This window comes from Corallococcus sicarius, from assembly GCF_003611735.1.
GTDB classification, from domain to species: domain Bacteria; phylum Myxococcota; class Myxococcia; order Myxococcales; family Myxococcaceae; genus Corallococcus; species Corallococcus sicarius.
In genome coordinates this window covers 26,429-52,541 of sequence record NZ_RAWG01000027.1, presented here as the reverse complement: position 1 = coordinate 52,541, position 26,113 = coordinate 26,429, and the positions used below count along the sequence as shown (strand labels likewise).

Sequence of the window (26,113 nt, the reverse complement as noted above, 5' to 3'; positions counted from 1 at the left end):
GGGGGCGTGTTCGAGGCGGGCCGGCTGGATGAGGCCGCGCTGCTCTCCGTCCTGGACGCGCTGCCGGCGGGAGACTTCGAGCTGGGGTGCCATCCCGGCGAGGGGGCGCCGCACGTGCCGGAGGACCCGGCGTGGCGCTACAGCTGGGGCGCGGAGCTGGCGGCGCTCACGAGCCCCCGGGTGAAGGCGAAGCTCGTGGAGCGGGGCATCGCGCTTTCGAGCTACGGCGCGCTTAGCTGATCATCCGGGCATCGGCGGGCCATGTGCCTCTTTCAGCGGGCCTCGGCGTCGTAGAGCAGGTGCGGCGTCGTGTAGCCCTCGCCCAGGCCCACCACCTCACGCACTTCGAAGCCCGCGTCCCGCAGGAGCCGCACGCCGTCCACGCGCGGCTTGAGCACCATGCCTCCGCTGGCCTTCGTGCGCCCCAGGAGCGACACCATCACCCACTCCTGCGCGAGCGCCTTGGCGTGCTTCCAGGAGCCGTCCCCCTCCACCTCCTTCAACAGGAAGCGCCCCCCGGGACGGAGCAGCCCGCGCACGGCCTTGAGGAAGCCGGGCCACTGGTCGTCCGGCAACAGGTACAGCACGTCGCACACCACCACCGCGTCGAGCGTGCCGGGATGCGCCTGGGCCAGCTGCTCCACCGACCCCACCGACAGCGTCACGTTGGGCAGCCCCGCCAGCGCCTGCTGCGCCCAGCGCACCTTGCGCGCATCCAGGTCCACGCCCAGCACCCGCCGCTCCGGCACCGCGAGCGCCATCAACGCGGAGAGCAACCCGTGCCCGCAGCCGATGTCCGCCACCGTCCCCGGCGGCAGGCGCGACACCACCGCGAGCAGCGGGGCCGACGACGCCCGCGCGTGCACATGGAAGCGCTCTCCCGCGGGCAGCCCCGCGTAGCGCGCCAGCGCCTGTTCCAGAAGCCCGCTCATGACACGTACTCCGCGGCGCCGTACGCCACCGTCAGCGCCAGCATCAACACCGCGCTCGTGGCGAGCACGCCCAGGCGCCACCTCGGCCGCTCCCGCAGGAGCAGCGCCAGCGTGAGGAACAGCGGGAAGGCCGCCAGCAGGTAGCGCCCCATGCCCATGAAGTCCTTGCTGGACAGGGCGGGCAGTCCCACGATGGCCAGCACGTAGACGCCATAGCCCCACCCCAGCCGCTTCGCGCACGGCCACACCAGCGCGAGCGCCCCCAGGGTGAAGGCCGCGTGCCCCACGAGCCGCAGGCCATCCGACAACGGCATGTCCCGGCTGAAGCCCTGGAACCAGCGCAGCTTCACCCAGGTGCGCCAGCCCGGCTGCTGATCCCACCCCGGGGCGGACTGCACCTTCACGAACGCGAAGGGCTCCCCGAAGGCCTGCCACTGGTAGAGCATGTAGAGCACGAAGCCCGCCGCCGCCAGCACCGGCAGCAGGTCCACTGCGCTCCACTTGAGGCCGCGCTCGTGCTTCCACTCCAGCCGCCGCGCGAGCAACCCCACCACCAGCGCGGGCGCCACGGGCCGCGCCGCGGTGGCCACGGCGGCCAGCAGCACCGCCCACCCCAACTGCCCCCGCTCCAGCAGCAGGAACGCCGCGATGACGAGCAGCAGGAACAGCGCGTCCGAATACATCGCCCCGTAGAGGAAGAACGCGAACGGGTAGAACGCCAGCAGCAGCCCTGCGTGGCGTGAGGACTCCTCGTCCGCCCGCGTGCGGGCCCACAGCGTGAAGACGTAGAGCGCCCCCAGCCCGCACACCATGGTGACGAGCATCCCCGCGAGGAACGTGTCCACGTGCAGCAGGCCCAGGCCGCGCAGCACCAGCGGGTACAGCGGGAAGAAGGCCACCGGGCTCTGCTGACCGGGCGTGTAGCGGTAGCCCTCCGTGGCGATGCTCGCGTACCAGCCGGCGTCGAAGTGCGCCCAGCCAAGGAGCGTGGGGGCGCCCGGCCACGTCAGCCGCGCGGGGCTGTAGCCCTGCGGGAAGACGAGCGCGGACACCGTCACCAGCGCGGTGCACACCACCAGGGCGGCGAGCCCGGCGGTCAGGACGGTACGGGGGGCGGAGCGGACCATTCAGGGGATGCCCTTGGTCCAGAACCGCCCCCGCCGTCAAGCGGGGCCCGGGCCAGGGAGAGCCTTCAAGCCCCTCCCCCGCCCCGGTCCGTCACCTGCTCAGGCCTCGTAGAAGCCCTTGCCGGCCTTCACCTTCTCCACCAGCAGGGGCGCGGGCGTGAAGCGCTCGCCGTACTTGTCCTGGTAGTGCTCCAGCTTGCGCAGCAGGTTGGCCGGGCCCAGGCTGTCCGCGTAGCGCAGCGGGCCTCCCAGGAACGGCGGGAAGCCCAGGCCGAAGATGGCGCCCACGTCGCCGTCGCGGGGGCTGCGCAGGATGCCCTCGCCCAGGCAGCGGATGGCCTCGTTGACCATCTGCAGCGCGCAACGCTCCGCCATCTCCGTGGGGTCCATCGCCTTGCGGTCCTTGCCGTGCGGCAGGAGCAGGTAGACGGCGGGGTCCACGTCCTGCTTCTTCCCGTTCTCGTACAGGTAGAAGCCCTTCTGCGTCTTGCGGCCCAGGCGGCCGTCGGACACCACGCCCTCCAGCGCCTTGGGCGCGGACATCCGCTTGCCGAACGCGGCCTCCATGATGGGGCCCACCTTCTGGGCCACGTCGATGCCCACCTCGTCCAGAAGGGTGATGGGCCCCACCGGGAAGCCGAAGTCCACGAGCGCCTTGTCCAACTGGACGATGTCCGCCCCTTCCGCCAGCAGGTACGCCGCCTCGTTCATGTACGGCGCCAGCACGCGCGACGTGTAGAAGCCCGGCCCGTCGTTGACGACGATGACCGTCTTGCCCTGCTTGCGGCCCACGTCCACGCAGGTGGCCGTCACCCACTCCGCGGTGCCCGGGTGCGTGATGATCTCCAACAGCGGCATCTTGTGGACCGGGCTGAAGTAATGCATCCCGATCACCTGCGCGGGGCGCTTGCTGCCCTTCGCCAGGTCGCCAATCGGGAGGCTGGAGGTGTTGGACGCGAAGATGGTGTCCGGGCCGGTGACGGCCTCCACCTCCGCGATGACCTGGTGCTTGAGCTTCAGGTCCTCGAACACCGCCTCGATGATGAGGTCCACCGACTTGAAGCCGCTGTAGTCCGTGGTCGCGCTGATGTTCGAAAGCTTCGCGGACGCCTCGCGGTGCGTGAGCGAGCGGCGCTTCACGCGCTCATCCAGCACGGTCTGCACCTGCTTGAGCGCGCGGCCCGCGCCCGCGTCGTCCCGGTCCTTCACGCGCACCGGCACGCCCTGGAGCACGCCCGCCACGTAGGCGATGCCGCCGCCCATCAGGCCGCCGCCCAGCACGCCCACCTTCTTCACCTCGCGCGGCTTCACGCTGGGGTTGGCGGTGCCGTTCTCCTTCTTCAGCGCCGTCGTGGCGAAGAAGATCTCCACCAGCCGCCGCGACACGTCCGTGAACACCAGCTCACCGAACGCCTTCGCCTCGGCCTCCAGGCCCGCCTTGCGCCCGGACTCCAGGCCCACGCGGATCACTTGAAGGGCCTTCTCCTGCGCGGGGTACTTGCCGCGCGTCTTCTTCAGGAGCGCCTTCTTCGCCTGGTCGAAGAGCACCTTGCGGCCAATCGGGTTGTCCTCCAGCGCGGCCTCCGCCCACAGGTCCTTGCTGATGAGGCCCTGGAAGAAGCCGGCGAGGCCCTTCGTCTTGCCGCTCTGCGCCACCGCCTTGAAGCCCTGGTGCGCGCGCTCCACCTTGAGCGTGCCCGCCGCCAGCTCCGCCGCGCGCCGCACCGCGAGCGCCTTCAGCATGGGCACGGGAACCACTTCATCCACGACGCCCAGCTTCTTCGCCTTGGACGCCTTCACGTTCTTGCCCGTGAGGATGAGGTCCAGGGCCGCCTGCGCGCCGATGAGCGCCGGCAGCCGCTGCGTGCCGCCCGCGCCGGGGATGAGGCCCAGCTGCGTCTCCGGCAGGCCCAGGCTCGTCTTGGGGCTGTCGGTGGCGATGCGGTAGTGGCACGCGAGCGCCCACTCCAGGCCGCCGCCCAGGCACGCGCCGTGGATGGCCGCGACCACGGGCTTGGGGAAGGCCTCCAGCCTGTCGAACTGCGCGTGCGCCGCGCGGCTGATGGCCACGACTTCATCCGGGGACTTGATGGTCTGGAGGAAGTCGATGTTGGCGCCGGCGACGAAGTTGTCCTTCTTGCCGGAGATGAACACCACGGCCTTCACGGCCGGGTCGCGCTCCGCCTGCTCCAGCAGCTGGGTGAACGCGGTGCCCACTTCCGGGGACAGCGTGTTCACCGGCGCGCCCGGCTGGTCCACGGTGATGACCGCGACGCCGTCCGTGACGTCGTAGCTCAAGCCCTGCTTCGCCTCGACCTCTTCATGCTTGGTCGCCATCACGCACGCTCCAGGATGACCGCGGCGCCCAGCCCGCCCGCGGCGCAGACGGTGCACAGCACCGTGTTCTTGTTCCGACGCTTCAGCTCGTTGAGGGCCTGCGTGACGATGCGCGCCCCCGTGGCCCCGAACGGGTGGCCAATGGAGATGGAGCCGCCCGTCACGTTCAGCCGCGAGCGGTCCACCTCGCCCACGGGGCCGCTGAAGCCCGCCTTCTTCGCGAACTCCTTCGACGCCAGCGCCTGGATGTTGCTCGCCACCTGCGCGGCGAAGGCCTCGTGCATCTCCACCAGGTCGATGTCCGCGAGCTTCATCCCCGCGCGCTTGAGCGCCACGGGCGCCGCGTACGCCGGGCCCTGGAGCAGCTGGTCCCCCGGGTCCGTGGCCGCGAACGCGTGCGAGCGCAGGAAGCCCAGCGGCTCGTAGCCCAGCGCCTTCGCCTTCTCCTCGCTCATCAGGATGAGCGCCGCGGCGCCGTCGGTGAGCGGGGACGCGTTGCCGGCGGTGACGCTGCCATAGCGGCGGTCGAACACCGGCTTGAGCTTGGACAGCGCGTCCAGGCTGGTGTCCTCGCGCACGATGTTGTCCTTCGTGGCGGACTGCTCGTACTTGGGCGGCACGAGGACGTGCATCACCTCGTCGTTGAAGCGGCCCTCCTTCCACGCCTTCGCCGCGTTCTGGTGCGAGTTGAAGGCGATGAGGTCCTGCTCCTCGCGGCTGATGCCGTTCTCCTTGGCCATCTTCTCCGCGCTCTCACCCATCGTCTCGCCGGTGGAGTACTCGGCGATGGCGGGGGGCACGGGGAGCAGGTCCTTGCCCTTGAGCTTCTGGAAGGGCTTGAGCTTGTCCGGCAGGCTCTTGCCCTTGGACGACGCGACGAGCGCGTGCGCCAGCGGGCGGCTCGTGAAGATGGGCGCGTCCGACATGGACTCGGTGCCGCCCGCGATGATGACGTCCGCGTCCCCCAGCGCGATGGCGTTCGCTCCCGCCACCAGCGCCTGGATGGACGTGGCGCAGGCGCGCGACACCGTGAAGGCGTCAATGCGCTTGGGCAGGCCCGCGGCCAGCACGACCTCACGCGCGATGGACGGCGCCGTCAGCGTGGGGATGACCTGGCCGAAGACGACCTGGTTGATTTCGTTCGGATCCAGGTCGGTGCGCTGCACCAGCTCCTGGACCACCATGCGGCCCAGGTCCAGCGCCGTCAGTCCCGCGAAGACGGTGCCCGCCTTCGCGAACGGCGTCCGCAATCCGCGAACGATGGCCACCCGACGGTGGCCGTTGCGCTTCTCGCTTGCCATGTGTGCCTCACCCTCTGTGCGACGAGTGAGGCGCTTCTAACGACCGACGATGCGCCGCGTCAATGCCGGATTGATTCAAGAGTCAACTGCCGGGCAGGCGGGCGGGCGGGCGGCCCCTCCAGGGAGGCAGGGGGGTGCTACCGCAGGGCGATGCCCTGGCGCAGGGCGGTGCCGTGGCGGTGCACGGCGTCCACGAGGAACTTCGCGGCGTCCGGGTCGCTGGGCGGGAGGATGCCGTGGCCCAGGTTGAAGATGTGCCCGATGGGGCCCGCGCGGCCGAGGATGTCCTTCACCCGGGCATCCAGCTCCTCGCGGGGGAGGAAGAGGTGCAGCGGGTCCAGGTTGCCCTGCGTGGCGACGTCCGGCCCGAGGATGCGGCGGCCCTCGTCCACGTTCACGCGCCAGTCCAGGCCGATGACGTCCGCGCCGGTGCGCTTCAGCAGCGGCAGGTGCGGCGTCATGTTGGTGCCGAAGAGGATGACGGGCACGCCGGTGGCCTTGAGCTCCGTCACCATGCGGGTGAGGTACGGCAGGCTGAAGCGCTCGAAGTCGTAGGGGGACAGCTCACCGCCCCACGAGTCGAAGATTTGAACGATGCTGGCGCCGGCCTCCACCTGCATCTTGAGGTACGGGATGAGGGTGTCGGTGAGCTTCTGGAACAGGCGGTGCGCCAGCTCCGGCTGCTCGAAGAGCAGGCGCTTGATGACGATGTAGCTCTTGGAGCCGCCGCCCTCGACCATGTACGCGGCCAGGGTGAAGGGCGCGCCCGCGAAGCCGATGACGGGCACGGAGTCGTTGAGGGCCTTGCGCGTGCGGCGGATGGCCTCGGCGACGAAGCCGGTGCCTTCGACGGGGTCCGGGACGCCCAGCTTGTCGATGTCCGCGGCGGTGCGCAGGGGGTTGGGGAAGTGCGGCCCCTTGTCCCCGAGCTCCAGGTGGATGCCCATGGCCTCCACGGGGATGAGGATGTCGGAGAAGATGATGGCCGCGTCCACGCCCAGCCGGGTGACGGGCTGCACGGTGACCTCCGCGGCCAGGTCCGGGTTCTTGCAGAGGTCCAGGAACGCGATGTTGCCGCGGATGGCGCGGTACTCGGGCAGGTAGCGGCCCGCCTGCCGCATCAGCCACACGGGGGTGGTGTCGGTGGGCTGGCGGCGCGCCGTGCGCAGGAGTCGGTCGTTCACGTCGTCACCTTGTGGGGGTGGGAGGGAGTCGGGAGCTTCACGGGCCCTGGATGTACCCTATCTACCGAGGACGCGCGAAAGGTACGGCGCGGTGCGGCTCTCCTTCACCCGCGCCACCTGTTCGGGCGTGCCCTGGGCCACCACCCGGCCGCCTGCGTTGCCCGCGCCGGGCCCCACGTCGATGACGTGGTCGCTGGCGGCGATGACGCGCAGGTCGTGCTCCACGACGATGACGGTGTTGCCGGCGTCCACCAGCCCCTCCAGCTGCGCCATCAGCTTGTCCACGTCCGCCGGGTGCAGGCCCGTGGTGGGCTCGTCCAGCACGTAGAGCGTGTCGCCGTGCTGGGTGCGCTGCAGCTCCGTGGCCAGCTTGATGCGCTGCGCTTCGCCGCCAGACAGCTCCGTCGCGGGCTGGCCCAACCGCAGGTAGCCCAGCCCCACGTCCTTCAGCACCTTGAGGACCCGCAACAGGGACGGCTCCTCGGCGAAGAAGTCGAAGGCGCCGTCCACCGTCATCCCCAGCACGTCCGCGATGTTCCGCTCGCGGTACTTCACCTCCAGCGTCTTCGGGTCGTAGCGGGTGCCGTGACACGTGGGACACGGCGCGTACACGCTGGGCAGGAAGAGCAGCTCCACGCTGACGAAGCCCTCGCCCTCGCACGTCTCGCAGCGGCCTCCCGCCGTGTTGAAGGAGAAGCGGCCCGCGCCGTACTTGCGCGACCTCGCCAGGGGCGTCGCCGCGAACAGCTTGCGCACGTGGTCGAACAGGCCCGTGTACGTGGCCAGGTTGGAGCGCGGCGTGCGGCCAATGGGCTTCTGGTCCACCGTCACCAGCCGCTTGAGCGCGTGCATCCCGTCCGCGATGTGGCCTTCACTCGCCGCCGTGGGCTCGCGGTCCAGGGGCTCGCCCTCCTCCTCTTCCGGCGCCAGCGTCTGGCCCAGCCTCCCGGCCACCAGCTCCACCAGGGCCTGACTCACGAGGCTCGACTTGCCGGAGCCGGACACGCCGGTGACGGTGGTGAAGACCCCCAGCGGGAAGTCCACGTCCAGCCCGCGCAGGTTGTTGCGCTTCACCCCTTCCAATCGCAGACGCCCGGCGGCCTTCCGGGGCGCGCGGCGGCGCACGGCCTCCTCGTCGAAGAGGTAGCGCCGCGTCCGGGACGCCTCCACCTTCGCGAGCCCCTCTGGCGGCCCGCTGTAGAGCACGCGCCCGCCGTGCTCACCCGCGGCGGGCCCCACGTCGACAATCCAGTCCGCGTGGCGGATGACGTCCACCTCGTGCTCCACCACGAACAACGAATTGCCCGCGTCCTTCAGCCGGTCCAACGCCGTCAGCAGCGCCTCCGTGTCCGCCGGGTGCAGGCCCGCGGAGGGTTCGTCCATCACGTACACCACGCCGAAGAGGTTGGAGCGAATCTGCGTGGCGAGCCGCAGCCGCTGCAGCTCCCCCGGTGACAGCGTGGGCGTGCTGCGCTCCAGGGACAGGTAGCCCAGGCCCAGGTCCGTCAGCACCTGGATGCGCGCCAGCAGGTCCTTCGTGATGCGCTCGGCGACGATGACCTTCTCCGGGTGCTCGCGGGCCATCGCCTCCGTGCCCTCCGCCCTCCCCTCCGCCGTGGGACGCAGCAGGCCCGCGACCTGGTCCAAGGGCAGTCGGGACAGCTCGCCGATGTCCAGCCCCGCGAACTTCACCGACAGCGACTCGCGACGCAGGCGCTTGCCGTGGCACAGCGAGCAATCACTGCTCACCATGTAGCGCGCGACGCGCTTCTTCATCATCGCGCTCTCCGTGGTCGCGAACGTGGTCATCACGTAGCGCTTCGCGCCGGTGAACGTGCCCATGTAGCTGGGCGGTTCCTTGCGAGCCAGGGCCCGCTTCACCTCCGCGGACGTGAAGCCCGCGTAGACGGGAACGGTGGGCTGTTCGTCGGTGAAGAGGATCCACTGCCGGTCCTTCTTCGACAACTCACGCCAGGGCTTGTCGATGTCGTAGCCAAGCGTCACCAGGATGTCGCGCAGGTTCTGGCCATGCCACGCGGGCGGCCACGCGGCGACGGCGCGCTCGCGGATGCTCAGGCTGTCGTCGGGCACCATGGAGCGCTCGGTCACCTCGAACACCCGTCCAATGCCGTGGCACTGGGGACAGGCCCCCGCGGGCGTGTTCGGGGAGAACGCGTCGGAGTCCAGCCGGCCCAGCTTCGGCGGGTACGTCCCGGCGCGCGAGTACAGCATGCGCACCGAGTTCGACAGCGTCGTCACGCTGCCCACCGACGAGCGCGAACCCGGCGCCCCCCGGTGCTGCTGGAGCGCCACCGCCGGAGGCAGCCCGTCGATGGAGTCCACCTCCGGCACGCCCACCTGATCAATCAGGCGCCGGGCATACGGGGCCACGGACTCGAAGTAGCGCCGCTGTGCTTCGGCATACAGCGTCCCGAACGCCAGCGACGACTTGCCGGAGCCGGACACGCCGGTGAAGACCACCAGCGCATCGCGCGGGAGGTCCACGTCCACGTGCTTCAGGTTGTGCTCACGGGCCCCGCGCACGCGCACGAAGCCGGAGGGGTCGGAGTTCTTTCGGGTGCGGGACGCTTTCGGAGGAGCCATGCCGGAGCGGAAGTTGCCCACCGCGAGGGGAGCGGTCACCCACGACGCGCGCGCCCCCGTCGGAATCCCGATGCGCGCCCTGGTTCACCGTCCGGAAGACGACAGCGGCGCCCGGCAGGACCGCGGGCCCCACCCCTGCGCTCCGCCTCGCCACGGTGCGCGTGAGGGTGACCGTGGACCCGTCCGGGTCGTGGAAGGATTGAGCAGTGATTGAGGGGAAGCGAGGAAAAGCCCGACACGCGAAGCCTGCGCGGGGCCTCTGTCTTTCATCCCGTGGATATGACAAAAGCCGCGAGCATGACCTTGCGTTTGGGGATTCTGGGGCTGGCATTGGCGTTGTTTTCAGGCTGCGCGGCGAGCAGGGCCTTGTGCCCCGCCGAGGGAGGGCGTCCCTGGCGCGAGGTGCGCAGCGCGCACTTCCGCGTGCGCACGAACCTGGAGGAGAAGGCGGCGACCCAGTCGGCGGTGGAGCTGGAGGAGTTCCGCCGCGCGCTGCTGCTGGCGTGGGGGCCGGACTTCGACCCGCCGGGCAGCGTCAACGTCGTCCTGTTGAGCAATCCCCGCGACCTGGAGGAGTTCACCGGCGGCCAGTACGCGGGCTTCGTGAGACAGGACGCGGACGGACCGCTGATGGTGATGACGGGGGATGGCGGCTACCTGTTGCCAGACGCCCCCGGCGACAAGGAGACCCAGGCGCATGAGCTGGCGCACTACCTGAGCGCCTTTGCCCTGCCCCGCCAGCCCCGCTGGCTCTCGGAAGGCCTGGCGTCCTACCTGCAAACCGTCACCATCAAGCCCAGCACCCGCGACGTGGTGCTGGGCCGGGCCAGCCTGCCATTGCTCGCGTATGTGCGCTCGCACGGCTGGCTGACGCTGGACGAGCTGTGGCAGTGGGACGGAAAGACGCAGCAGAGCACGGCGGAGCTGCAGCGCCACTACGCCTCGGCGTGGCTGTGGGTGCACTACCTGATCAACGAGCACGGTGAGCGCTTCGGCGTCCTCCAGGACCGGCTGTCCCGGGGCGAGGAGCCCCGCCGCGCCTTCGCCGCGGCGTTTCAGGGAGAGCTCCAATACCAGGAGGCCATCACGAACTACGTGCGGCTGGGCCGCTACGCCATCACCACCCAGCCGCTGCCGACGGTGCCCACGCAAACCCAGACACGGCTCCTGGAGCCCGCGGACGTGCACGTCATCCGGGGCCTGCTCTTCACCGGGGCTCCGGGCGACACGTCCCGGGCGGAGCGCCAGCGCAAGCTGGACCTGGAGCTGGATCAGGCGTTGAAGGAGGACCCCCTCCACGTGGAGGCCCAGCAGATGCGGTCCGGGAAGATGGAGAAGCCAGAGCAGCTGAAGCTCGCGCGACTGCTGGTGGAGAAGCACCCGGAGGACGGACGCGCGTGGGACATGCTCGCGGCCGTGCTGGACGCGCAAGGCGACCTGTCCGACCAGCAGGAGCAGGCCCGCAAGCGTGCCGCGGAGCTGCTGCCGGACAGCGCCAACGCCCACAACAACCTCGCCTGGTATTACGCCCGCACCCTGCAGCCGCAGAAGGGGCTCGCGTCCGCGCTGCGCGCGGTGCGGCTGATGCCCGGGAACGCGTTCATCCTGGACACCCAGGCGGCCCTGTTCTTCCAGACCGGACGTTGCACGGAGGCCGTGGCCATGGAGCGTCGTGCGCTCGACATGCTCCATGAGCGCGCCCCGGACGAAGCGCGCCAGGAGCTCAAGCGGCGCCTCACCGAGTTCGAGACGAAGTGCGTCCCGGCCCCGGCTGCGCCGACGGCGAAGTCCGGGTAGGCCCCGGGGCGTCCGCCGCCCCCGGCCCCGGCCTTTCGTGGCCCAGCACCGCCGGGAGCACGTACCGGCCGAACAGCTCCAGCGGCAGCGTGGAGCCGGCCTCGTTGTAGTGACTGGCGGTGAAGGCCGCGGTGAGGCCCAGCGAGGGGGCCGCGAAGACGTACTGCCCCCCGTTGCCCCGCGCGAAGGTCACCTCCACCGGGGTGCCCTGGATGACGTAGCGGGCGCTCCACCACAGGTGCCCGTACTCCATGTCACCCAGCGGCCCGAGCGCCTTGCTGGACTCCGCCACCCACTCCGCGGAGACGACGCGTTCGCCCTGCCACGTCCCTCCTTCGAGCATCACCTGGCCCACCTTGAGGAAGTCGCGCGGGCGCAGGTGCAGGTGGCCGCCGGTGTCCGTGCCCTTCTTGCCGGCGCGCTGCCAGGCGAAGTCCTGGACCTTCAGCGGCGCGAACAGCCACTCCCGGGAGAGGTCGGCGACGGAGCGGCCACTGGCGTGCTCCAGCACGGCGCCCAGCAGCACCACGCCGCCCGTGCAGTAGCGCGTCACGGTGCCCGGCTCGTCCTGCATGGGGACATCCACCATGAAGCGGGCCCAGTCGTCCGTGTCATACATCTGCTCTTCATTGCCGGGCGACTTCGGGTCCCAGTCGTCACATGCGAGGCCCGAGCGCATCTGGAGCAGGTGGCGCAGGGTGATGCGCTCCTTGCGCGGATCCGGGTTGCGGACCGGGGCCAGGTGCGGCAGCAGCGACAGCACGGGGGCGTCCAGGTCCGGGAGGATGCCGCGCTCGTGCGCCATGCCCACCAGCAGCGACGTGAGGCTCTTGGTGGCCGAGCGCAGGTCGTGCGCCTCGTCGCGCGTGAAGCCATTCCAGTAGCGCTCGTAGAGGAGCTTGCCATCGCGCGCGACGACCACCGCGTCGGGCATCTCCATCGTGCCCTCCTGGACGTCGTGCTCCAGCCCGTCGAACCAGGAGCGCTTCACGCCCTGGTCCTCGAAGGACGCCACGGCCCAGCCGTCATCCGTGGCGTCGGGCGGAGAGCCCGGGCCCGTGGGCACCCGCGTCCCTCCGCAAGCCATGAGGCACCACAGCGACACCAGCGCCACGCGTTGGAACATCGTCTCACCGCCCTTGGAAATTCGCGTCTTAGCGCAGATCGAAGCACCTGCTGGATGTGACAGCCATGTCGTGCAGGGTGGGGCGCGTGGAGCATGGCGGGACGCGGTCTCCCTCTGGGGGCGCCATGGCATCCGGCTTGCTGAGCGTCCCGCCCACGCAACTTGGATTCCTCACCCGGGCGCGGCCGGCCCCCTGGAGAAAGTCACTTCGCCGCCATGAATGGAACGACGCAGTCCTCTTCCCTGGAGACGTCTTCACCCACCCCGGCCCCGCGTCCCCGGCTCCTGCACTGGGCGGCACGGCTGGTGCTGATCGCTGCGTGCGCGGGTACGGTGGCCACGTCCGAACTCCTGTCTCCGCCCGTCTTCTCCGAGGGATTCGTCGGCGACAAGGTGACCCTGACGAACGAGGCGCCGCGGACGACGCGCGACATCATCGTCCGGGTTATCTCCGCGGAGCCGCATTCCGACATCGTCGAGGCGGACGTGCGGACGTCGATCACCACCCGGTGGATCCCCGCGGACCCCAACGAGACGGCGCTGCCCTGGCTTCATGTCTCGCAGTTCGAAGGGGAGGAGTCCCCCGGGATGGGCACGACAGCCACCCTCCTCGCGGCCGGCGATCCGCTGCAGTTCGAGGAGTTCACCGTGCTGAACACGAACTGCGAGCTCACGGGGCCGTGTGAATGGCTCGCGCACCTGCGCTTCGAGATGCAGGCCGACGGCCCCAAGGGCACCATCGAGGTGGAGTGGACGTCCCTGGCCAGGGGCGCCGTGAGGGGCATGGACGAAGTGCCCTCGGGCTTCACCGTGCTCATCTCCGCGCCGTGAGCCCCGCGCGCGACCGGAAGCCCTTCCCTGGCAGCGGCCTCCTGCACCCCGTGGTGCTGGGGGCGGTGGCCCTGCTCATCCTCAACGACCACGTCTTCAAGGCCCGCTGGCCGTCGTGGTGGACGGGGAAGCTCTCCGACGTCGCCGGGCTCACCATGTTCCCGGTGCTCCTCCAGGCGCTCTGGGAGCAGGCCGCCAGCCTCCGCGCACGAGCCTTCCGGCCCTCGCGCGCGGTGATTGTGGTGGCGGTGCTACTGACGGGGTTGTGCTTCGGCGCGACGAAGGTTTCGGTGGAGGCGGGGAATATGTGGCGCTGGGCGCTGGGGGGGGTGCAGTGGCCCTTCCGTGTGCTCGGGGCCTGGGTCGCGGGTGGGCGCCTTCCCTCTGTGGCGCCCACGCAACACACCGTGGATGTCACGGATCTGTTCACGCTGCCGGCCCTGCTCATCGCGCTGTGGCTGGGCTGGCGGCGGGCCTCCGTGATGCCTCCAGAGGACGCGTCGCCTATTCCCGGAGACGCGCCGCACGAGCGTCCGCACCCCACGCGCTGAGTCGTTTTTCGGGGCGTGTCAGACCCCCACTGCACATTCGGCCCCGCCAGGCAGTGAACAGGCAGGGGTCAGCATGTCCGTACATCTTTCGCAGCAGGGCGCCGGTGCGCCCTCGAACATCCTGGAGCGCGTCCGTCAGTGCGCCGCCTCCGTCACCCGCTATCCGCTCGACATCCTCACTGGGGACGCGCAGCTCGAGGACGAGCTGGGCATCGACTCCGTGAAGCTCGCGGAGATCGCCGCGGTCGTCAGTCGTGAATTCAACCTGCCTCCGGAGCGACTGCCGCGGGGCGGCAAGGCGCGGACGCTCGGGGCCATCGCCGGGCTGGTGACGGAGGTGATGGCGGAGTCCTCCGCGGCCCCCGCGCGCGCCGTGCCCCTCTCCGTTCCGGTGTCCATTCCTGTTCCCGTGCCGCCCGTCGCGGTGCCGGTGACCTCCGCGCCACGCGCTGGCCCAGAGCTTGAGGCACGCGTGCGCGCCGTGTTCGCTCGGGTGACCCGCTACCCCGAAGATCTCCTGACGCTGGACGCGGACCTGGAGGATGAGCTGGGCATCGACTCCGTGAAGCAGGCGGAGGTGATGGCCGTGCTCGTGAAGGAGCTGGGGCTGGGCGAGGGTCCGAAGCCGGCCGTGCGTCCGCGGACCATGGCCGCCATCTGCGAGGCCGCGCGCGCCCTGATGCCTGCCGCCGCACCTCCGGCCGTGGCGCCCCGTGCGCCCGCCGTGCACGTCGCGCCCGCGCCGCTTCCCATCCGGACGGAGCTGCCCTTCGCGGGCAAGGTCGCGCTCGTCACGGGTTCGGGGAAGGGCATTGGCAGGGTCATCGCCACGCGACTCGCGCGAGCGGGGGCGACGGTGGTCGTGAACTCGTTCCACTCGCGCGAGGACGGCGAGAAGACCACCCGGGACATCGTGGAGGCTGGAGGGAAGGCGCTCCACCTGTGGGGCTCCGTCGCGCAGGAGGAGCACCTGGAGCGGATGTTCTCCACGTTGGTGGAGAAGCTGGGCGGGCTGGACTTCCTCGTGTGCAACGCGTCCAACGGGCTCATCGGTCCGTTTGACCGCATCTCCCCGAGGGACTGGGACAAGGCGTTCCGCACCTGCATCACGGGCACCTATGAGTGCGCGATGCGGGCGCGTGCGCTGATGGCCGCGCGTGGGGGCGGCAGCATCGTCACGATGTCCACGTCCATGTCCCAGCGGTACATGCACGACCTGGGGTGCCAGGGCGTGGTGAAGGCGGGCGTGGAGTCGCTCACGCGCTACCTGGCCGCGGAGCTGGCCCCGCAGGGCATCCGCACCAACTGCGTGTCCGCGGGCCCCGTGCATGGGGAGCTGCTGGGGATGTTCCCCGACGCGCAGGAGCGGGTCGCGCGCTGGGAGGCGGCCACGCCCGGCGGGCGGCTGTGCACCGCGGACGACGTCGCCGACGTGACGGAGCTGCTCCTGGGGCCGAAGACCCAGCGGGTGAACGGCGCCATCTGGGTGGTGGACGCCGGCCTCTCTGGAACCGTGGACGGGCTGTTGCCGGCCGCTCGCCCGTCTTGAACGTCCTACCGGGAGCCACCGCCATGGAATTCTTCGCCGTCCCGTACGACATCCACTTCGACGACACGATGGCCTACGGGAGCCATCACTTCCTCACCAACTTCAAGTTCCAGTGCGCCGGGCGGGAGCACCTGCTCTTCAGCCCGCACGCCTTCGAGGTGCCGGAGTTCCGGCGCGACTTCGACCAGGTGCTGCTGCTCACCTACGAGGGCTACTCGCGCAACCTCGCCCCGGCGAACCTGGGCGACCGGCTGGTGGTGCTGACGACCCTGGAGGAGCGCGGCGAGGTCTCCCTGCGCTTCTGCTTCCGGACCCTCAAGAGCGACGGCACCCCGGTGGCCTGCGGCTACCAGACCGTGCTCTGCGCCGACAAGGCCCAGGGCACCCTGTGCTCGTTCCCGGCGTCCTTCCAGCGCAGCTTCGACACGCTGGCGGGCATCCATGAGCCCGAAGGTCCCAAGAGCTTCCGCGACCGCGCGCTGCAGGGCGGCGGCGCGGTGAACGCGCTGTTCCCGGAGGCCGTGCGCCAGTTGGCGAGGACCCTGCTGGCGGACACCGCGCCGCGCGGCATCTCGCGGCGGGTCACCCTTCCGGCGGAGCCGCTCGCGCAGCCCCTGCCCCCGGCTCCGGAGCCGGCGCGGGCACCGCACCTGCCCGCTGGCGCCACGGCGTTCCTGTTCGCGGGCCAGGGCACGTTCGAGCCTCCCCTCTTCCTGCGGTTGAAGGCGCTCCAGCCGGAGCTGCGCGAGGAGCTGGCGACGGTCTCCGAGGCATGCCGGGCGCTGGGCATCGACGTGACGCCCCTGCTCGCGGCGGAGGACGTGGGTGCCGTCACTCGGGCGCTGGAGCAGGCGCCGCTGTTGGATCAGCTCGGCATCTTCCTGTCGGGTGTGCTGGGCGCCCGGTGGATGCAGCACCAGGGCGTGCGGCCGGACGTGTTCGTGGGGCACAGCTTCGGGGAGATCGCGGCCATGACCGCCGCCGGGGCGCTGGACCTGCGCACGGGCGCGGGGGTGGTCTGCCGGCGCATCCTGGCGCTCCAGACGGTCTCGGAGGAGCTGGGTACGCTCGCGGCCGTGACGCTGGCTGAACCGGAGACCGTCCGGGCCCTGGCGGAGTGCGGAGCCCGGAACCTGGAGGTCGCCGGCCGCAACCACGCGCGACAGACGGTGGTCGCGGGGCCTCGCGCGGAGTTGGAGCAACTGCGCGCCTTCCTGGAGCGACAGGGCAAGGGGCTCACGTTCATCTCCAGCCGCTACCCCTTCCACCACCGGAGCCTCTCCCCCGCGGTCACCGCGTTCCGGGAAGGCCTCACGGGAATGACGGTGCACCCGCCGCGGGGCCCCATCTACTCGCCCATCGAGCGGCGCGTGTATGCCGGCACGCGGGCGGAGCTGGCCGGGGCGCTCGCGTCCCATCTGGTGCGTCCGTTCGACTTCCTCGGCACGGTGGAGCTGCTGGTGGAAGCGGGCTGCACCCGCTTCGTGGACTGCGGCACGGGCGGGCGGCTGTCGCGCATCGTCCAGAAGATCGTCCCTTCGCCGACGCCCGTGGAGCTGACGTCGGTGGAGGGCCTGCTGCCCGCCCAGGCCGAAGCGCCCGCGGTCGCGCGTGAGGGGGGCCAGGACACGGAGCCTGTGATCGCGGTGGTGGCGCTCGGCTGCATGCTCCCGGGCGGCGCGAAGGATCCCGAGGCCTACTGGAAGAACATCCAGCAGGGCGTCAGCGGCATCGTCGATACGGGCCTGCTCCACCCTGACCAGGTGGTGGACTTCGTGGGCCCGGCCGTCACCCCGGATCGCACGTACACGCTGCTCACGGGGCGGGTCCATGACGCCGACCTCGTGCCGCCTCCCGGGATGGACCCGGTGCGCTTCCAGCACTACGGCCGGGAGCAGAAGCTGCTGGCCATCGCGCTCACGCAGGCCATGGGAGCGCTGCGCTCCACCGCGCCGCGCGCGCCTGGGCGCATCCAGTGCCTGCTGGGCTCCACCGCGGACGGCTCGCCTGAATACGACGACGCGTTGTGCCTGGAGGCGGGAGAGGCGCTGCTGCGCGAGCGGGGCGAGAAGGCCTCGGAGCTGGCCCTGCTGACGCGGGCGATGAGGACGGTCCTCGGCGTCGAGTCGCGGTCCTCGGAGCTGGCGCCGCACCCCACCCTGCAGGCGGTGGTGACGGACGTGGTGGGCGCGGGCGTGTCCACGATGCTGCTCGACGCGGCCTGCGCCTCCTCGCTCTACGCCATCGCGCTGGGGATGAAGGCGCTGGAGCGGCGGGAGGCCGACCTGGTGCTCGCGGGGGGTGTCTTCTCTCCAGGCCCTGGCAACAGCTGTCTGTTCTCCCAGTTCAAGGGGCTCTCCGCCACCGGGAGCCGGCCGTTCGATGAGCGCGCGGATGGCGTCATCTTCGGCGAGGGCGCGGGCGTGGTCGGCCTGATGCGCCTGGAGGAAGCGGTCGCGGCCGGACTGCCGGTCTACGCGGTCATCCGTGGCGCGGGACTCTCCAGCGATGGCCGCAGCAGCTCCGCGAACGTCCCGCGCGCGGACGGACAGGTGGCCGCGATGGAGGCGTGCTACGCGGCGGCCCGGGTGGACCCGGCTTCAATCCAATACATCGAGGCGCACGGGACGGCCACGCCAGCCGGTGACACCACCGAGTTGCAGTCGATTGGCAGGGTCTTCGGCGGCAAGCGCTCCGACTTCCAGCTCGCCAGCGTCAAGGCGTTGATTGGGCATGTGGGGTGGGCCGCGGGCGCCGCCTCGGTCATCAAGCTGTGCAAGGCGCTGGAGCACCGGCGCTTCCCGCCGCAGTCCCACTTCGACCGTCCTGGCGCCGGGCTGCGCGCGTTGGGGCCGGGCTTCGTGGTGAGCACGCGGGAGCAGCCGTGGCCGGAGAACGGGGACCATCCCCGCAGGGCAGCCACGAACGGCTTCGGCTTTGGCGGCACCAACGCGCACCTGCTGTTGGAGGAGTACCGGGGCGGGCCGCAGGCGGCTCGCGCCAGGGTCGCGCCCTCCGCGGGAGACGGACTCGTCGTGGTGGCCGCGGAGGGGTTGTTCCCGGATGCACGTGGAACGCCCGTGGCGGGAGTGCCGGATGCGACGGGCGCGCGCTTCGACATGCGCGCCCTCCGCCTGCCCGCGTCCGTGCGGCTGTTGCCGGACATCACCGAGGACATGGACTTCACGCAGCACCTGGGGCTCATCGTCGCGAGCGGCCTCGTCCAGAAGCTCGGGGGGTTCGCCACGCTGCGCGCGGGGACCGCCATCGTCCTGGGGCTGGAGGGGAAGACGCGCCGGGGCGTGGAGGCCACCTGCCGCGTGCTGGCCGCGTCCACACGGCGACGGCTGCGCGAGCACGCCCGCCATGCGCCGGAGTCCGCTTTGGTCCTGGCCCTGGCGGATCGCCTGCATGAAGCGGTGATGGGCACGCTGCGTCCCTCGGGGCCGTACACGCTCCAGGGAATGATGCCCAACGTCACCCCGGGGCGGGTGGCGGGAGCGCTCGACACCAAGGGGCCCAACTTCGTGGTGGACGCGGGAGCCAGCTCGCTGGCCGCGTCGCTGCGCGCCTCGCAGGCCCTGCTGGCGAGTGGGTTCGACCTGGTGCTCGTGGGCAGTCCCCACGTGCGTCGTCCCGGAGAGGCACCGGCCGCGTCCGCGCCCGAAGAGGGCATGGCGATGCTGGCCATCACCACGGCCGCGAAGGCGGAGCAGCGAGGCCTGAAGCCCCTGTGTCACCTGCGGATGTCCGCCGGTGGGGGGCATGGGCCGCACGTCGTGCTTCCGCCGCACTCGGCGGCGGAGTCCCTGGAGATCCTCCGGGCAGTTCGGGCCGCCGCCGAAGGCCGGGCCACCACGCTGCGCTTCCACCCGGATGCGGCGACCGGCGTCCGGCTGGAGCTTCAGCTCAGCCCCGGGCAGGGAGTCCAGACCTCCGCAGCGCCCCTCCGCGCCCACGCACCCGTGCTTGCCGAGCCCCCGGCTCGGAAGGAGGAGCCGGCTTCCTCCAGCGCGGAGACGTCCGACGGCTTCGACCACTCGGCGCTCATCCGCTACCACGCGCCGGTGCTCGTGGAGCGTCCGGGCCGGAGCCGAGGACCGTCACGGCTCAACGGCCGACGCGTGCTGTTCATCGCGCAGGATGAGGCCATGGCTCGCGAGCTCGTGCCCCAGGCTCGCGCGTTGTGCGGCTCCGGCTACCGCATCCTGCACGCGGGCCCTTCCGACGCAGGGGAGCGGATCCACGGCATCGACCTTTCGCGGGAGGAGACCGCCGAGGCCGGCTTCGACGCGCTCGGCTTCGAACCGCAGGTCATCCTCGCGGTCTGCCGGATGGAGTCCGGCGCGAGCGAATCCTCGGTGGTCGCCGACACGGCCTTGCGCCATGAGGCCCTGGAGCTGCTCTTCCTCGCCGCGCGGCGCGCCTACGCCGGGCTGACGTCCGGAGCGGTGGAGCTGGCCAGCCTTTGCATCGGGGGCGTCGGTCCGCGCCGGACCCTGCATCCGGTGACGGGCCTGTTCGCCGGCCTGCTCAAGTCACTGGGGCGCGAGGTTCCCGCGCGCAGCATCCGGGCCCTCGCCACCACCCCGCTCCCGCTCCCGGCCGCGCTCGACTGCGTCAGCTCGGAGCTGGGCACGGAGGACGACAGCGCCCCTGTCGAGGTCTGCTTCGACGGCCCCCTGCGATGCGTCCGGCTGCTCCAGCCCACGGAGGTCCCGGCACAGCCCGCGGCCGGGCTCGACTCCGCTTCGGTGGTCCTGCTCACGGGCGGCGGACGCGGGGTGACGGCGGTCCTCGCCGGGGCGCTGCTCAAGCGGTACGGGTGCAAGGTCATCCTCGTCGGACGGAGCGACCCCTCCGAGGCCCCCGAGCGCGTGCTCCAGGCACGCGACGAGGAGCTGGGAGACGTGGAGCGGGAGTTCTACGCCTCCGAGCTTGCCCGCGACCGCAGCCAGCGGATGCCCGCGCTGCGCGGTCGCTTCGAGCGGTACCTCGCCGTGCGTGAGCTGCGGACCACGCTCGACGGGCTCACCCGGCTTCCGGGCCAGATGATCTACCGCGTCGCGGACGTCACCCGGCCCGAGGAGGTGGACCGGGTGGTGGAGGAGCTCGTCCGCGAACACGGAAGGCTGGACCTGGTGGTCCACGGCGCCGGCACGCAGGTGTCCAAGAAGCTGAACCGCCGGCGCCTCTCGGAGCTGCGGAGCACGCTGGACACCAAGCTCCTGGGCCTGCGCAACCTCCGCGAGGCCTGCGCGAGCCGCCTCGCGCGCCCGGTGCCCTTCCATGTCCTGACGTCCGCGTTCAGCTTCATCGGCAACGACGGACAGGCGGACTACGGCGCGGCCAACGAGGCGTTGGACCGGCTCTGCGCCTGGGTCAGCGACGCGAGCCAGGAGGTCCGCTGGTGCAGCGTGGGCTGGCTGGCCTGGGACGGCATCGGCATGACGCGCGGCTCGGAGTACAAGGTGCTCGGGGCCAGCCGCCGGCTCCGCGGCATCCGCGCCGAAGAGGGCGAGGCGCTCTTCCTGCAACTGGTGGACGGCCGCCCGTGCCAGCCCATCAACGTGCAGCTCACCGAGAGCGAGCGGGGCTTCTACGGCCTGGAGGTGCTGGCCTCGCCACAGCCGCCTCCGGAGCCGCCCCGGCCCACGCGGCGGGACATCGTGGTCGACGCGGCGAGCGTCCCCTGCCTCGCGGATCACCTCGTCCGAGGCACCCCCACCCTGCCGGGAGCCTGGGCCCTGGACCTGATGCTCCAGGCGGCGCTGGGGGACGCCCGGCCGGAGCTGCGCACCGTCACCATCGAGGACGCCCGGTTCTCCCGCTTCATCCGCGTGAAGGAGGGAAGCCGGCAGTCGCTGCGCGCCGAGTGCACCCCGCTGACCGACGCCCCCGGCCGCCACAGCGTCCAGGTCCGGCTGACCGGCGACATCACCCATGCTTCCGGCGTGGTGCTCGAGCGCGACCTCGTCTACGCCGAAGCCCGTTTCACGCTGACGGCGGAGCCGCCCCGGGGCTCGCCCCAACTCGACGCGGCCACGGCGTCAGGCCATGGCCTGGCCGTGCACGACCCGCATTGCGCCACCGGCTCCCCGATTGAGCTGCGCAAGATGTTCGACTGCCTGGAGGAGATCCGGCTGGAGCAGACCGCCCGCTTCGCGCGGCTGGACCTGCCGGAAGCCCCCCGGGAGGCAGGAAGCAGCGTGCCCGCGCTCGTGCTGGACGCGGCCCTGCGGCTGAGCGCGATGCACGTCGAGGGTGTCTCCGGCGACGTGTTCGCGCCCATCCAGGTCCAGCGGACCACGTTCGACCGGGACCTGGTGGCGGCAGGCAGCGGCGGCACCTCCCGCCACCTCTCCCTGAAGGCGCTCGCCCCGCGCCTGGAGGGGGACATCCTCCAGTGCGGCACCGCGGCGGCGCACGACGACGCGGGGCGCCTGCGGATGCTCGTTGAAGGCGGCCTCGCCCGTCCCATGGCCTGAAGCCCCCACCTTCCTGGAGGACTCCATGAACGACTCCCCTTCCCCAGCGGTTCCCATCCCCGCGGATGACCCCAAGCGGCTCCGCTCGGAGCTGCGCCGGGCGCTGCCGCCCGAGGCCTTCGAGCGGCAGCCCCTGCGCGGCCTCATCGCGCTCGGGCTCGTGCCCGTGGCGGCGGCCCTCATCTACGTCCTCGCGACCCGGCCCCTGCCGGACTGGGCCTGCCTCCTCATCGCGCTCGTGCTCGGGCAGATCATCACCGCCGTGGGCCTCGCCGCGCACGAAGCGCTCCACCACTCGGTGTTCCACAGCCGGGCGATGGAGGACCTCATCGGCTGGGTCGGCTTCGCGCCCTTCCTGGTGACGCCCGGCAACTGGCGGGCCTGGCATGTCCAGGCGCACCACAGCGCCGCCAACGTCCTCGTCCGCGACCCGGACGTCCTGCCCCGTCAGACGGACTGGCACACCCAGAAGTTCGCGAAGCTGTTCCACGCGATGTCCCCGGGGTCGGGGCACTGGCTCAGCTTCATCAGCTTCAGCCTCTTCTTCACCGCCCAGGGGCAGGCCTTCCTCTGGCACCACTGCCGGCAGCCCGCGTTCCAGCACGTGCACCTGCACCGCACGCGGGAGCGGGTGCTCACCGTGCTCCTCGCGGCCGGTTGGGGCGCGTTGGGGTGGGTGCTGGGCCCCCGGGCCGCGTTCTACGCGCTCGTGCTCCCGCTCCTCATCGGCAACGTCTCGCTGATGATCTACATCGCCACGAACCACTGGATGCAGCCCGCGTCGGAGGAGACGGACAACCCCTTCGTGAACACCGCCAGCGTGGAGACACACCCGGTGCTGAACTGGCTGCACTTCAACTTCAGCTACCACCAGGAGCACCACATCTTCCCGGCGCAGAGCCCCAGGTACGCCCCGCTCTTGCGCAAGCACCTGCGGGCCCTGAACCCCCGGGCGTCCATCGTCTACCCGCACCGGCACGCGCTGCGGATGCTGTTCCGGCGCCCGGCGCTCTACTCCCCGGATGGACAGACCCTGCTGGGCCGGGACGGCACCCCGGTGATGAGCACCCGCGAGCTGCGCCAGCAACTGGAAGCCCCGTCGCCGTGAGCCCCCGCTGAAAAAGACACAGGGCCCGGAGCCTCTGGGTTCCGGGCCCTGCGCACTCAACTCAAGACGGGACTACCGGCCCGGCCAGGTGATGGCGCCCCGGCTCGTCACCGTGCCGGCGGGCACGCCAATGGCCTGGGCCACGTCCGCGGGCAGCGGCTTGCCGCTGTTGTAGGCCACGCTGGAGGGACGCACGACGTAGTTGCGCAGCGACTGGTTCACGAAGAACGGGTCACCGCCCGACGCCAGGTCGTGGCCGTGCAGCTCCCAGCCCCGGTCCACGCGGACCGCGGCCAGCGACGTGTAGTTCACGCCGCCCGTGTCCACCCAGTTGACCAGCGACTTCCCGGTGCCGCCGGAGCGGTAGTAGCTGTTGTAGTCCAGCTCCGAGAAGAAGGTGTTGGGGCCCGTGTTGGTGAAGTTGTTGTCGGAGCGCGAGGCCTTGAGGGTCGTGATGTTTCCGCCCGACATGATGTTGTTCGCCACGTCCACGTTCACCGTGTCCGGCCCGATGTCGGAGCCGCGCCGGTCCTGCTCGTTGCGCGAGTCGTCGTAGATCCAGATGCTGATGGCCGCGTTGTCCACCAGGGTGTTGTTGTAGATCTTCGTGTTCGACGAGCACGTCTGGATGCCGGCGTACGTGTTGTCGTAGATGAGGTTGGACGCGATGATGCCGGTGTCGGACACCTCGTAGAAGATGCCAATCTTGTTGTTGCGGGAGATGTTGCCCACCATCACGCCGCCGCGGCAGTCCTCGTCGCACCAGAAGCCCGCGCCGTTCAGGTTGTGTTCAAAGACGTTGTTGCGCACCGTGAAGCCATTCATGTGGGCAATCTTCACGCCCGCCTGCGCGCAAGAGCGCGAGCAGTTGGTGCCGAAGCGCTCCGTGTTGTTGGCGTTGACGATGTTCTCCTCCAGCAGCAGCCCGTCCGGGACGACCGGGTTGGAGTTGGTGGAGCCGTTGGAGCCAATGGCCGTGAAGCCGTTGCTGGCGAAGACGGAGCGGCGCACCACGCCGCCCTGGGGCTTGATGCTGAGCGAGCCCGCCGCCATCTGCGTGAAGACGCAGTTCTCCACCAGGCTGTTCGTCGCGCCAATGTAGACGGCCGCGCTCGTGGTGCCGCTGTACTCGTTCGTCGCGTAGCGCCGGAAGCCCAGGCCCTTCAGCGTGTAGCCGGTGACGCCCAGCACGAGCGCGACGGGCCGCGCGGCCACCTCCACCGTGTGCCCCGTGGGGTTGGTGGCGATGTAGATGCGGCGGTTGTTCCAGTCATAGAAGAAGTTGCCCGGCGTGGCCTCCGCGAGCGTCTTCACCTCGTGCACGTACGCCCCGTCGATGAAGACCATCTGCGGGTCGCCCGCGGCGGGGTTCGCCGGATCGCCGTACATGTCGAAGTGGCTGCACGGCCCCGTGTTCGTCGTCGGCTGGGCGTCGTATTTGAAGTTGTAGTAGCCGCCGTTGCAGAAGGACGGCGTGCTCCAGTCCATGTACCAGTGGCCGGCGCCGTCGGACGTCCAGGCCGAGGCGGGCTTCACGTCCGTGCCGTCGAACCAGGGCTGCTCGTGCGGATACGCCTGGAGCGTCATCACCTTGGTCGCGACGCGGTAGTTGCCGGCGCCGTTGTTGTACCAGTCGCGGTAGACGCCGCCGCGCACCACGATGGTCCCCCCCGCCGGCACCAGCGCGATGGCGCGGTTGAGCGTGGCCACCGGCGCGGCCTGCGTGCCCGCGTTGCTGTCATTGCCGTTCGTCGCCAGGAAGATGGCGCCGGAAGGAATCGCGTAGTTGGTGTCCGGGATCGTCTTGCCCGTGTTGTCCAGGCCGGTGAGGCCGGGGTTGCCCGGCTCCTGCGCCGCGGCGGGGAAGAGCTGGTCCACGGGGATGATCTGCTTGGGCTGGCTCGCGGACGCCCAGGACAGCTTCACCACGGAGCTGCCGGTGCTGTCGTAGTACTCCATCCGGACGTCGTACTTCTGGTTCGCCGTCAGCGTGATGGTGCCGCTGTTCTCCACGGAGGCGTGGTCGGTCCAGTTGTTCACCAGCTGCTGGCCGTTGACCCACAGGCGCACGCCGTCGTCGCTCTGGGTGAAGAACGTATAGGTCTGCGAATACAGCGGCATCACCTGGCCGGTCCACCGCACGCTGAAGCCGTCCGCCGGCACCCCGGACACGGGCGCGTTCGTCGTCCAGTCGAAGTTCACCGTGGGGTCCGTGCGCTCCACGGTGAGGGTCTGGAAGTTCGCGCCGGTGAAGTACTGGCCCAGCAGGCCCGTGCCGCCACTGGACGTGGGCAGCGCGTACGTCACCGTCAGCTTCGGACGGTTGGCCAGCGTGGCGGACTCCGACGAGTCCAGCTCCAGCCCGTCCATGTTGGTGAGCGCGTCCAGCACGAAGCCGTGGTTGGTGCCCGCGTTCTGCACCCAGCCCTGCACCGCCGCGACGCCCTCCGCGTTGAGGTCCACGCCGTAGCTGCCCGTCGCGCCCGGCAGGAGCGTGGCGAAGCTCGTGGCGCCCCGGTCCGTGGCGCCGCTGGCGCCGCCCGCGGCCCAGGCGGTGGTGCTCGTCGCGTTCGTCCAGGTGGCCTGCGCCTCGTTCCAGGCACGGCCCGCGGCGTGGACGAAGTAGCCCTCGCCCGTGGTCGCGTTCTTCACGAACACGGTCAGCCGGACGGACTGCACCGTCGCGTTCGCGGGGATGGCGCTCACGTCGAAGCGCAGGAGGCCGTTGCTCACCTGCCCGGAGCTGGTGGGGTAGTCCCGGTCCATGCGCAGGGTGGTGTCCGCGCCGGTGTTCACGCCGGGGGTGCTCTGCAGCAGCGACGTCTCCGACACGCCGGTGTACGCCGCCGACGGCGACACCTGCTCCTGGAAGGACACGGTGACAGGGGGCCCGAGCGCGGACGCTTCCGTGCCCAGGGAGTCAGGGGAGGACGGGGCTTCGCCGCAGGCCACGGACAGCAGCACCGGCAGCAGGACGCGCACGCGCCAGCCCATTCGGAGAGAGGGGGAGTTCATCAAGGATGTTCTTCCGTTCATGGGGGGAAGGGAGAGGGGTCACAAGCGACCTGGCCCTCTCATGAAACAGGACATTCTCGATAAAGCCGACAATTTGTTGCGAACCCCGAAGGTCGCGACGCAGCCGGTCATCCCTGCGCGGGAGGCCACTGGACACGGGTCG

At 70.8% G+C, this 26,113-nt stretch carries 15 protein-coding genes; 7 read left to right on the top strand and 8 right to left on the bottom strand.

Annotated features, from left to right (window positions below):
• Nucleotides 1–240, top strand: a 240-nt coding sequence (locus D7X12_RS06410) for a ChbG/HpnK family deacetylase (protein WP_341868203.1), incomplete at its 5' end; no start/stop codon positions are given.
• Nucleotides 241–272: 32 nt separating this feature from the next.
• On the opposite strand, the gene D7X12_RS06405 is transcribed toward D7X12_RS06410, so the two are convergent.
• The 6 genes from D7X12_RS06405 to uvrA all read right to left on the bottom strand — a co-directional run bounded on the left by D7X12_RS06405 (nt 273) and on the right by uvrA (nt 9,485).
• The gene (locus tag D7X12_RS06405) at nt 273–932 is read right to left on the bottom strand and encodes a class I SAM-dependent methyltransferase (protein ID WP_120624373.1); all 660 of its coding nucleotides are present in this window, start codon (nt 930–932) and stop codon (nt 273–275) included.
• A complete protein-coding gene (locus tag D7X12_RS06400; protein WP_120624372.1) occupies nt 929–2,059 on the bottom strand; it encodes a mannosyltransferase family protein in 1,131 nt (376 codons plus the stop codon). Before D7X12_RS06400 ends, D7X12_RS06405 begins: the two co-directional genes overlap by 4 nt.
• Before the next feature lie 99 nt (nt 2,060–2,158).
• Nucleotides 2,159–4,396 carry a fatty acid oxidation complex subunit alpha FadJ gene (gene fadJ, locus D7X12_RS06395; protein WP_120624371.1) on the bottom strand — a complete coding sequence of 746 codons (2,238 nt, stop codon included), beginning with the start codon at nt 4,394–4,396 and terminating at the stop codon, nt 2,159–2,161.
• Entirely contained in the window at nt 4,396–5,697 is a 1,302-nt protein-coding gene (gene fadI, locus D7X12_RS06390) for an acetyl-CoA C-acyltransferase FadI (RefSeq protein WP_120624370.1), read from the bottom strand. Before fadI ends, fadJ begins: the two co-directional genes overlap by 1 nt.
• Nucleotides 5,698–5,834: 137 nt before the next feature.
• Nucleotides 5,835–6,881: a uroporphyrinogen decarboxylase gene (gene hemE, locus D7X12_RS06385; RefSeq protein WP_120615835.1), complete on the bottom strand. Its 1,047-nt coding sequence runs from the start codon at nt 6,879–6,881 to the stop codon at nt 5,835–5,837.
• Between the two features lie 57 nt (nt 6,882–6,938).
• Nucleotides 6,939–9,485, bottom strand: coding sequence for an excinuclease ABC subunit UvrA (gene uvrA / locus D7X12_RS06380; RefSeq protein WP_120624376.1), 2,547 nt, complete (start codon nt 9,483–9,485; stop codon nt 6,939–6,941).
• A gap of 297 nt (nt 9,486–9,782) precedes the next feature.
• On the opposite strand from uvrA, the gene D7X12_RS06375 reads away from it, so the two are divergent.
• Nucleotides 9,783–11,282 carry a tetratricopeptide repeat protein gene (locus D7X12_RS06375; protein ID WP_120624369.1) on the top strand — a complete coding sequence of 500 codons (1,500 nt, stop codon included), beginning with the start codon at nt 9,783–9,785 and terminating at the stop codon, nt 11,280–11,282.
• On the opposite strand, the gene D7X12_RS06370 is transcribed toward D7X12_RS06375, so the two are convergent.
• Entirely contained in the window at nt 11,221–12,408 is a 1,188-nt protein-coding gene (locus D7X12_RS06370; RefSeq protein ID WP_120624368.1) for a serine hydrolase domain-containing protein, read from the bottom strand. The genes D7X12_RS06375 and D7X12_RS06370 overlap by 62 nt on opposite strands.
• A 216-nt stretch (nt 12,409–12,624) precedes the next feature.
• Here D7X12_RS06370 and D7X12_RS06365 point away from each other — a divergent pair, with 216 nt between their 5' ends.
• The 5 genes from D7X12_RS06365 to D7X12_RS06345 all read left to right on the top strand — a co-directional run bounded on the left by D7X12_RS06365 (nt 12,625) and on the right by D7X12_RS06345 (nt 22,935).
• Nucleotides 12,625–13,239 carry a hypothetical protein gene (locus D7X12_RS06365; protein ID WP_120624367.1) on the top strand — a complete coding sequence of 205 codons (615 nt, stop codon included), beginning with the start codon at nt 12,625–12,627 and terminating at the stop codon, nt 13,237–13,239.
• Entirely contained in the window at nt 13,236–13,790 is a 555-nt protein-coding gene (locus D7X12_RS06360; protein ID WP_244224391.1) for a hypothetical protein, read from the top strand. The genes D7X12_RS06365 and D7X12_RS06360 overlap by 4 nt, the downstream gene beginning before the upstream one ends.
• A 73-nt stretch (nt 13,791–13,863) precedes the next feature.
• Nucleotides 13,864–15,339 (top strand): SDR family oxidoreductase, encoded by a 1,476-nt coding sequence (locus D7X12_RS06355; RefSeq protein ID WP_120624366.1) that lies wholly within the window; start codon nt 13,864–13,866, stop codon nt 15,337–15,339.
• A 23-nt stretch (nt 15,340–15,362) separates the two neighbouring features.
• Nucleotides 15,363–21,827 carry a type I polyketide synthase gene (locus D7X12_RS06350; RefSeq protein WP_120624365.1) on the top strand — a complete coding sequence of 2,155 codons (6,465 nt, stop codon included), beginning with the start codon at nt 15,363–15,365 and terminating at the stop codon, nt 21,825–21,827.
• Nucleotides 21,828–21,852: 25 nt separating this feature from the next.
• Complete coding sequence (locus D7X12_RS06345; protein ID WP_120624375.1) at nt 21,853–22,935, top strand: fatty acid desaturase family protein; 1,083 nt, start codon at nt 21,853–21,855, stop codon at nt 22,933–22,935.
• A 72-nt stretch (nt 22,936–23,007) separates the two neighbouring features.
• Here the strand turns inward: D7X12_RS06345 and D7X12_RS06340 are convergent, their stop codons facing one another.
• Complete coding sequence (locus D7X12_RS06340; protein WP_158619981.1) at nt 23,008–25,950, bottom strand: PA14 domain-containing protein; 2,943 nt, start codon at nt 25,948–25,950, stop codon at nt 23,008–23,010.
• Between the last annotated feature and the right edge of the window lie 163 nt (nt 25,951–26,113).

Coding starts and splice junctions, on each gene's coding strand:
- D7X12_RS06405 (WP_120624373.1), bottom strand. CDS start 932: ATGAGCGGGCTTCTGGAACAGGCGCTGGCGCGCTACGCGGGGCTGCCC.
- uvrA (WP_120624376.1), bottom strand. CDS start 9,485: ATGGCTCCTCCGAAAGCGTCCCGCACCCGAAAGAACTCCGACCCCTCC.
- fadJ (WP_120624371.1), bottom strand. CDS start 4,396: ATGGCGACCAAGCATGAAGAGGTCGAGGCGAAGCAGGGCTTGAGCTAC.
- D7X12_RS06340 (WP_158619981.1), bottom strand. CDS start 25,950: ATGAACTCCCCCTCTCTCCGAATGGGCTGGCGCGTGCGCGTCCTGCTG.
- D7X12_RS06365 (WP_120624367.1), top strand. CDS start 12,625: ATGAATGGAACGACGCAGTCCTCTTCCCTGGAGACGTCTTCACCCACC.
- D7X12_RS06370 (WP_120624368.1), bottom strand. CDS start 12,408: ATGTTCCAACGCGTGGCGCTGGTGTCGCTGTGGTGCCTCATGGCTTGC.
- fadI (WP_120624370.1), bottom strand. CDS start 5,697: ATGGCAAGCGAGAAGCGCAACGGCCACCGTCGGGTGGCCATCGTTCGC.
- D7X12_RS06350 (WP_120624365.1), top strand. CDS start 15,363: ATGGAATTCTTCGCCGTCCCGTACGACATCCACTTCGACGACACGATG.
- D7X12_RS06400 (WP_120624372.1), bottom strand. CDS start 2,059: ATGGTCCGCTCCGCCCCCCGTACCGTCCTGACCGCCGGGCTCGCCGCC.
- D7X12_RS06375 (WP_120624369.1), top strand. CDS start 9,783: ATGACCTTGCGTTTGGGGATTCTGGGGCTGGCATTGGCGTTGTTTTCA.
- D7X12_RS06345 (WP_120624375.1), top strand. CDS start 21,853: ATGAACGACTCCCCTTCCCCAGCGGTTCCCATCCCCGCGGATGACCCC.
- D7X12_RS06355 (WP_120624366.1), top strand. CDS start 13,864: ATGTCCGTACATCTTTCGCAGCAGGGCGCCGGTGCGCCCTCGAACATC.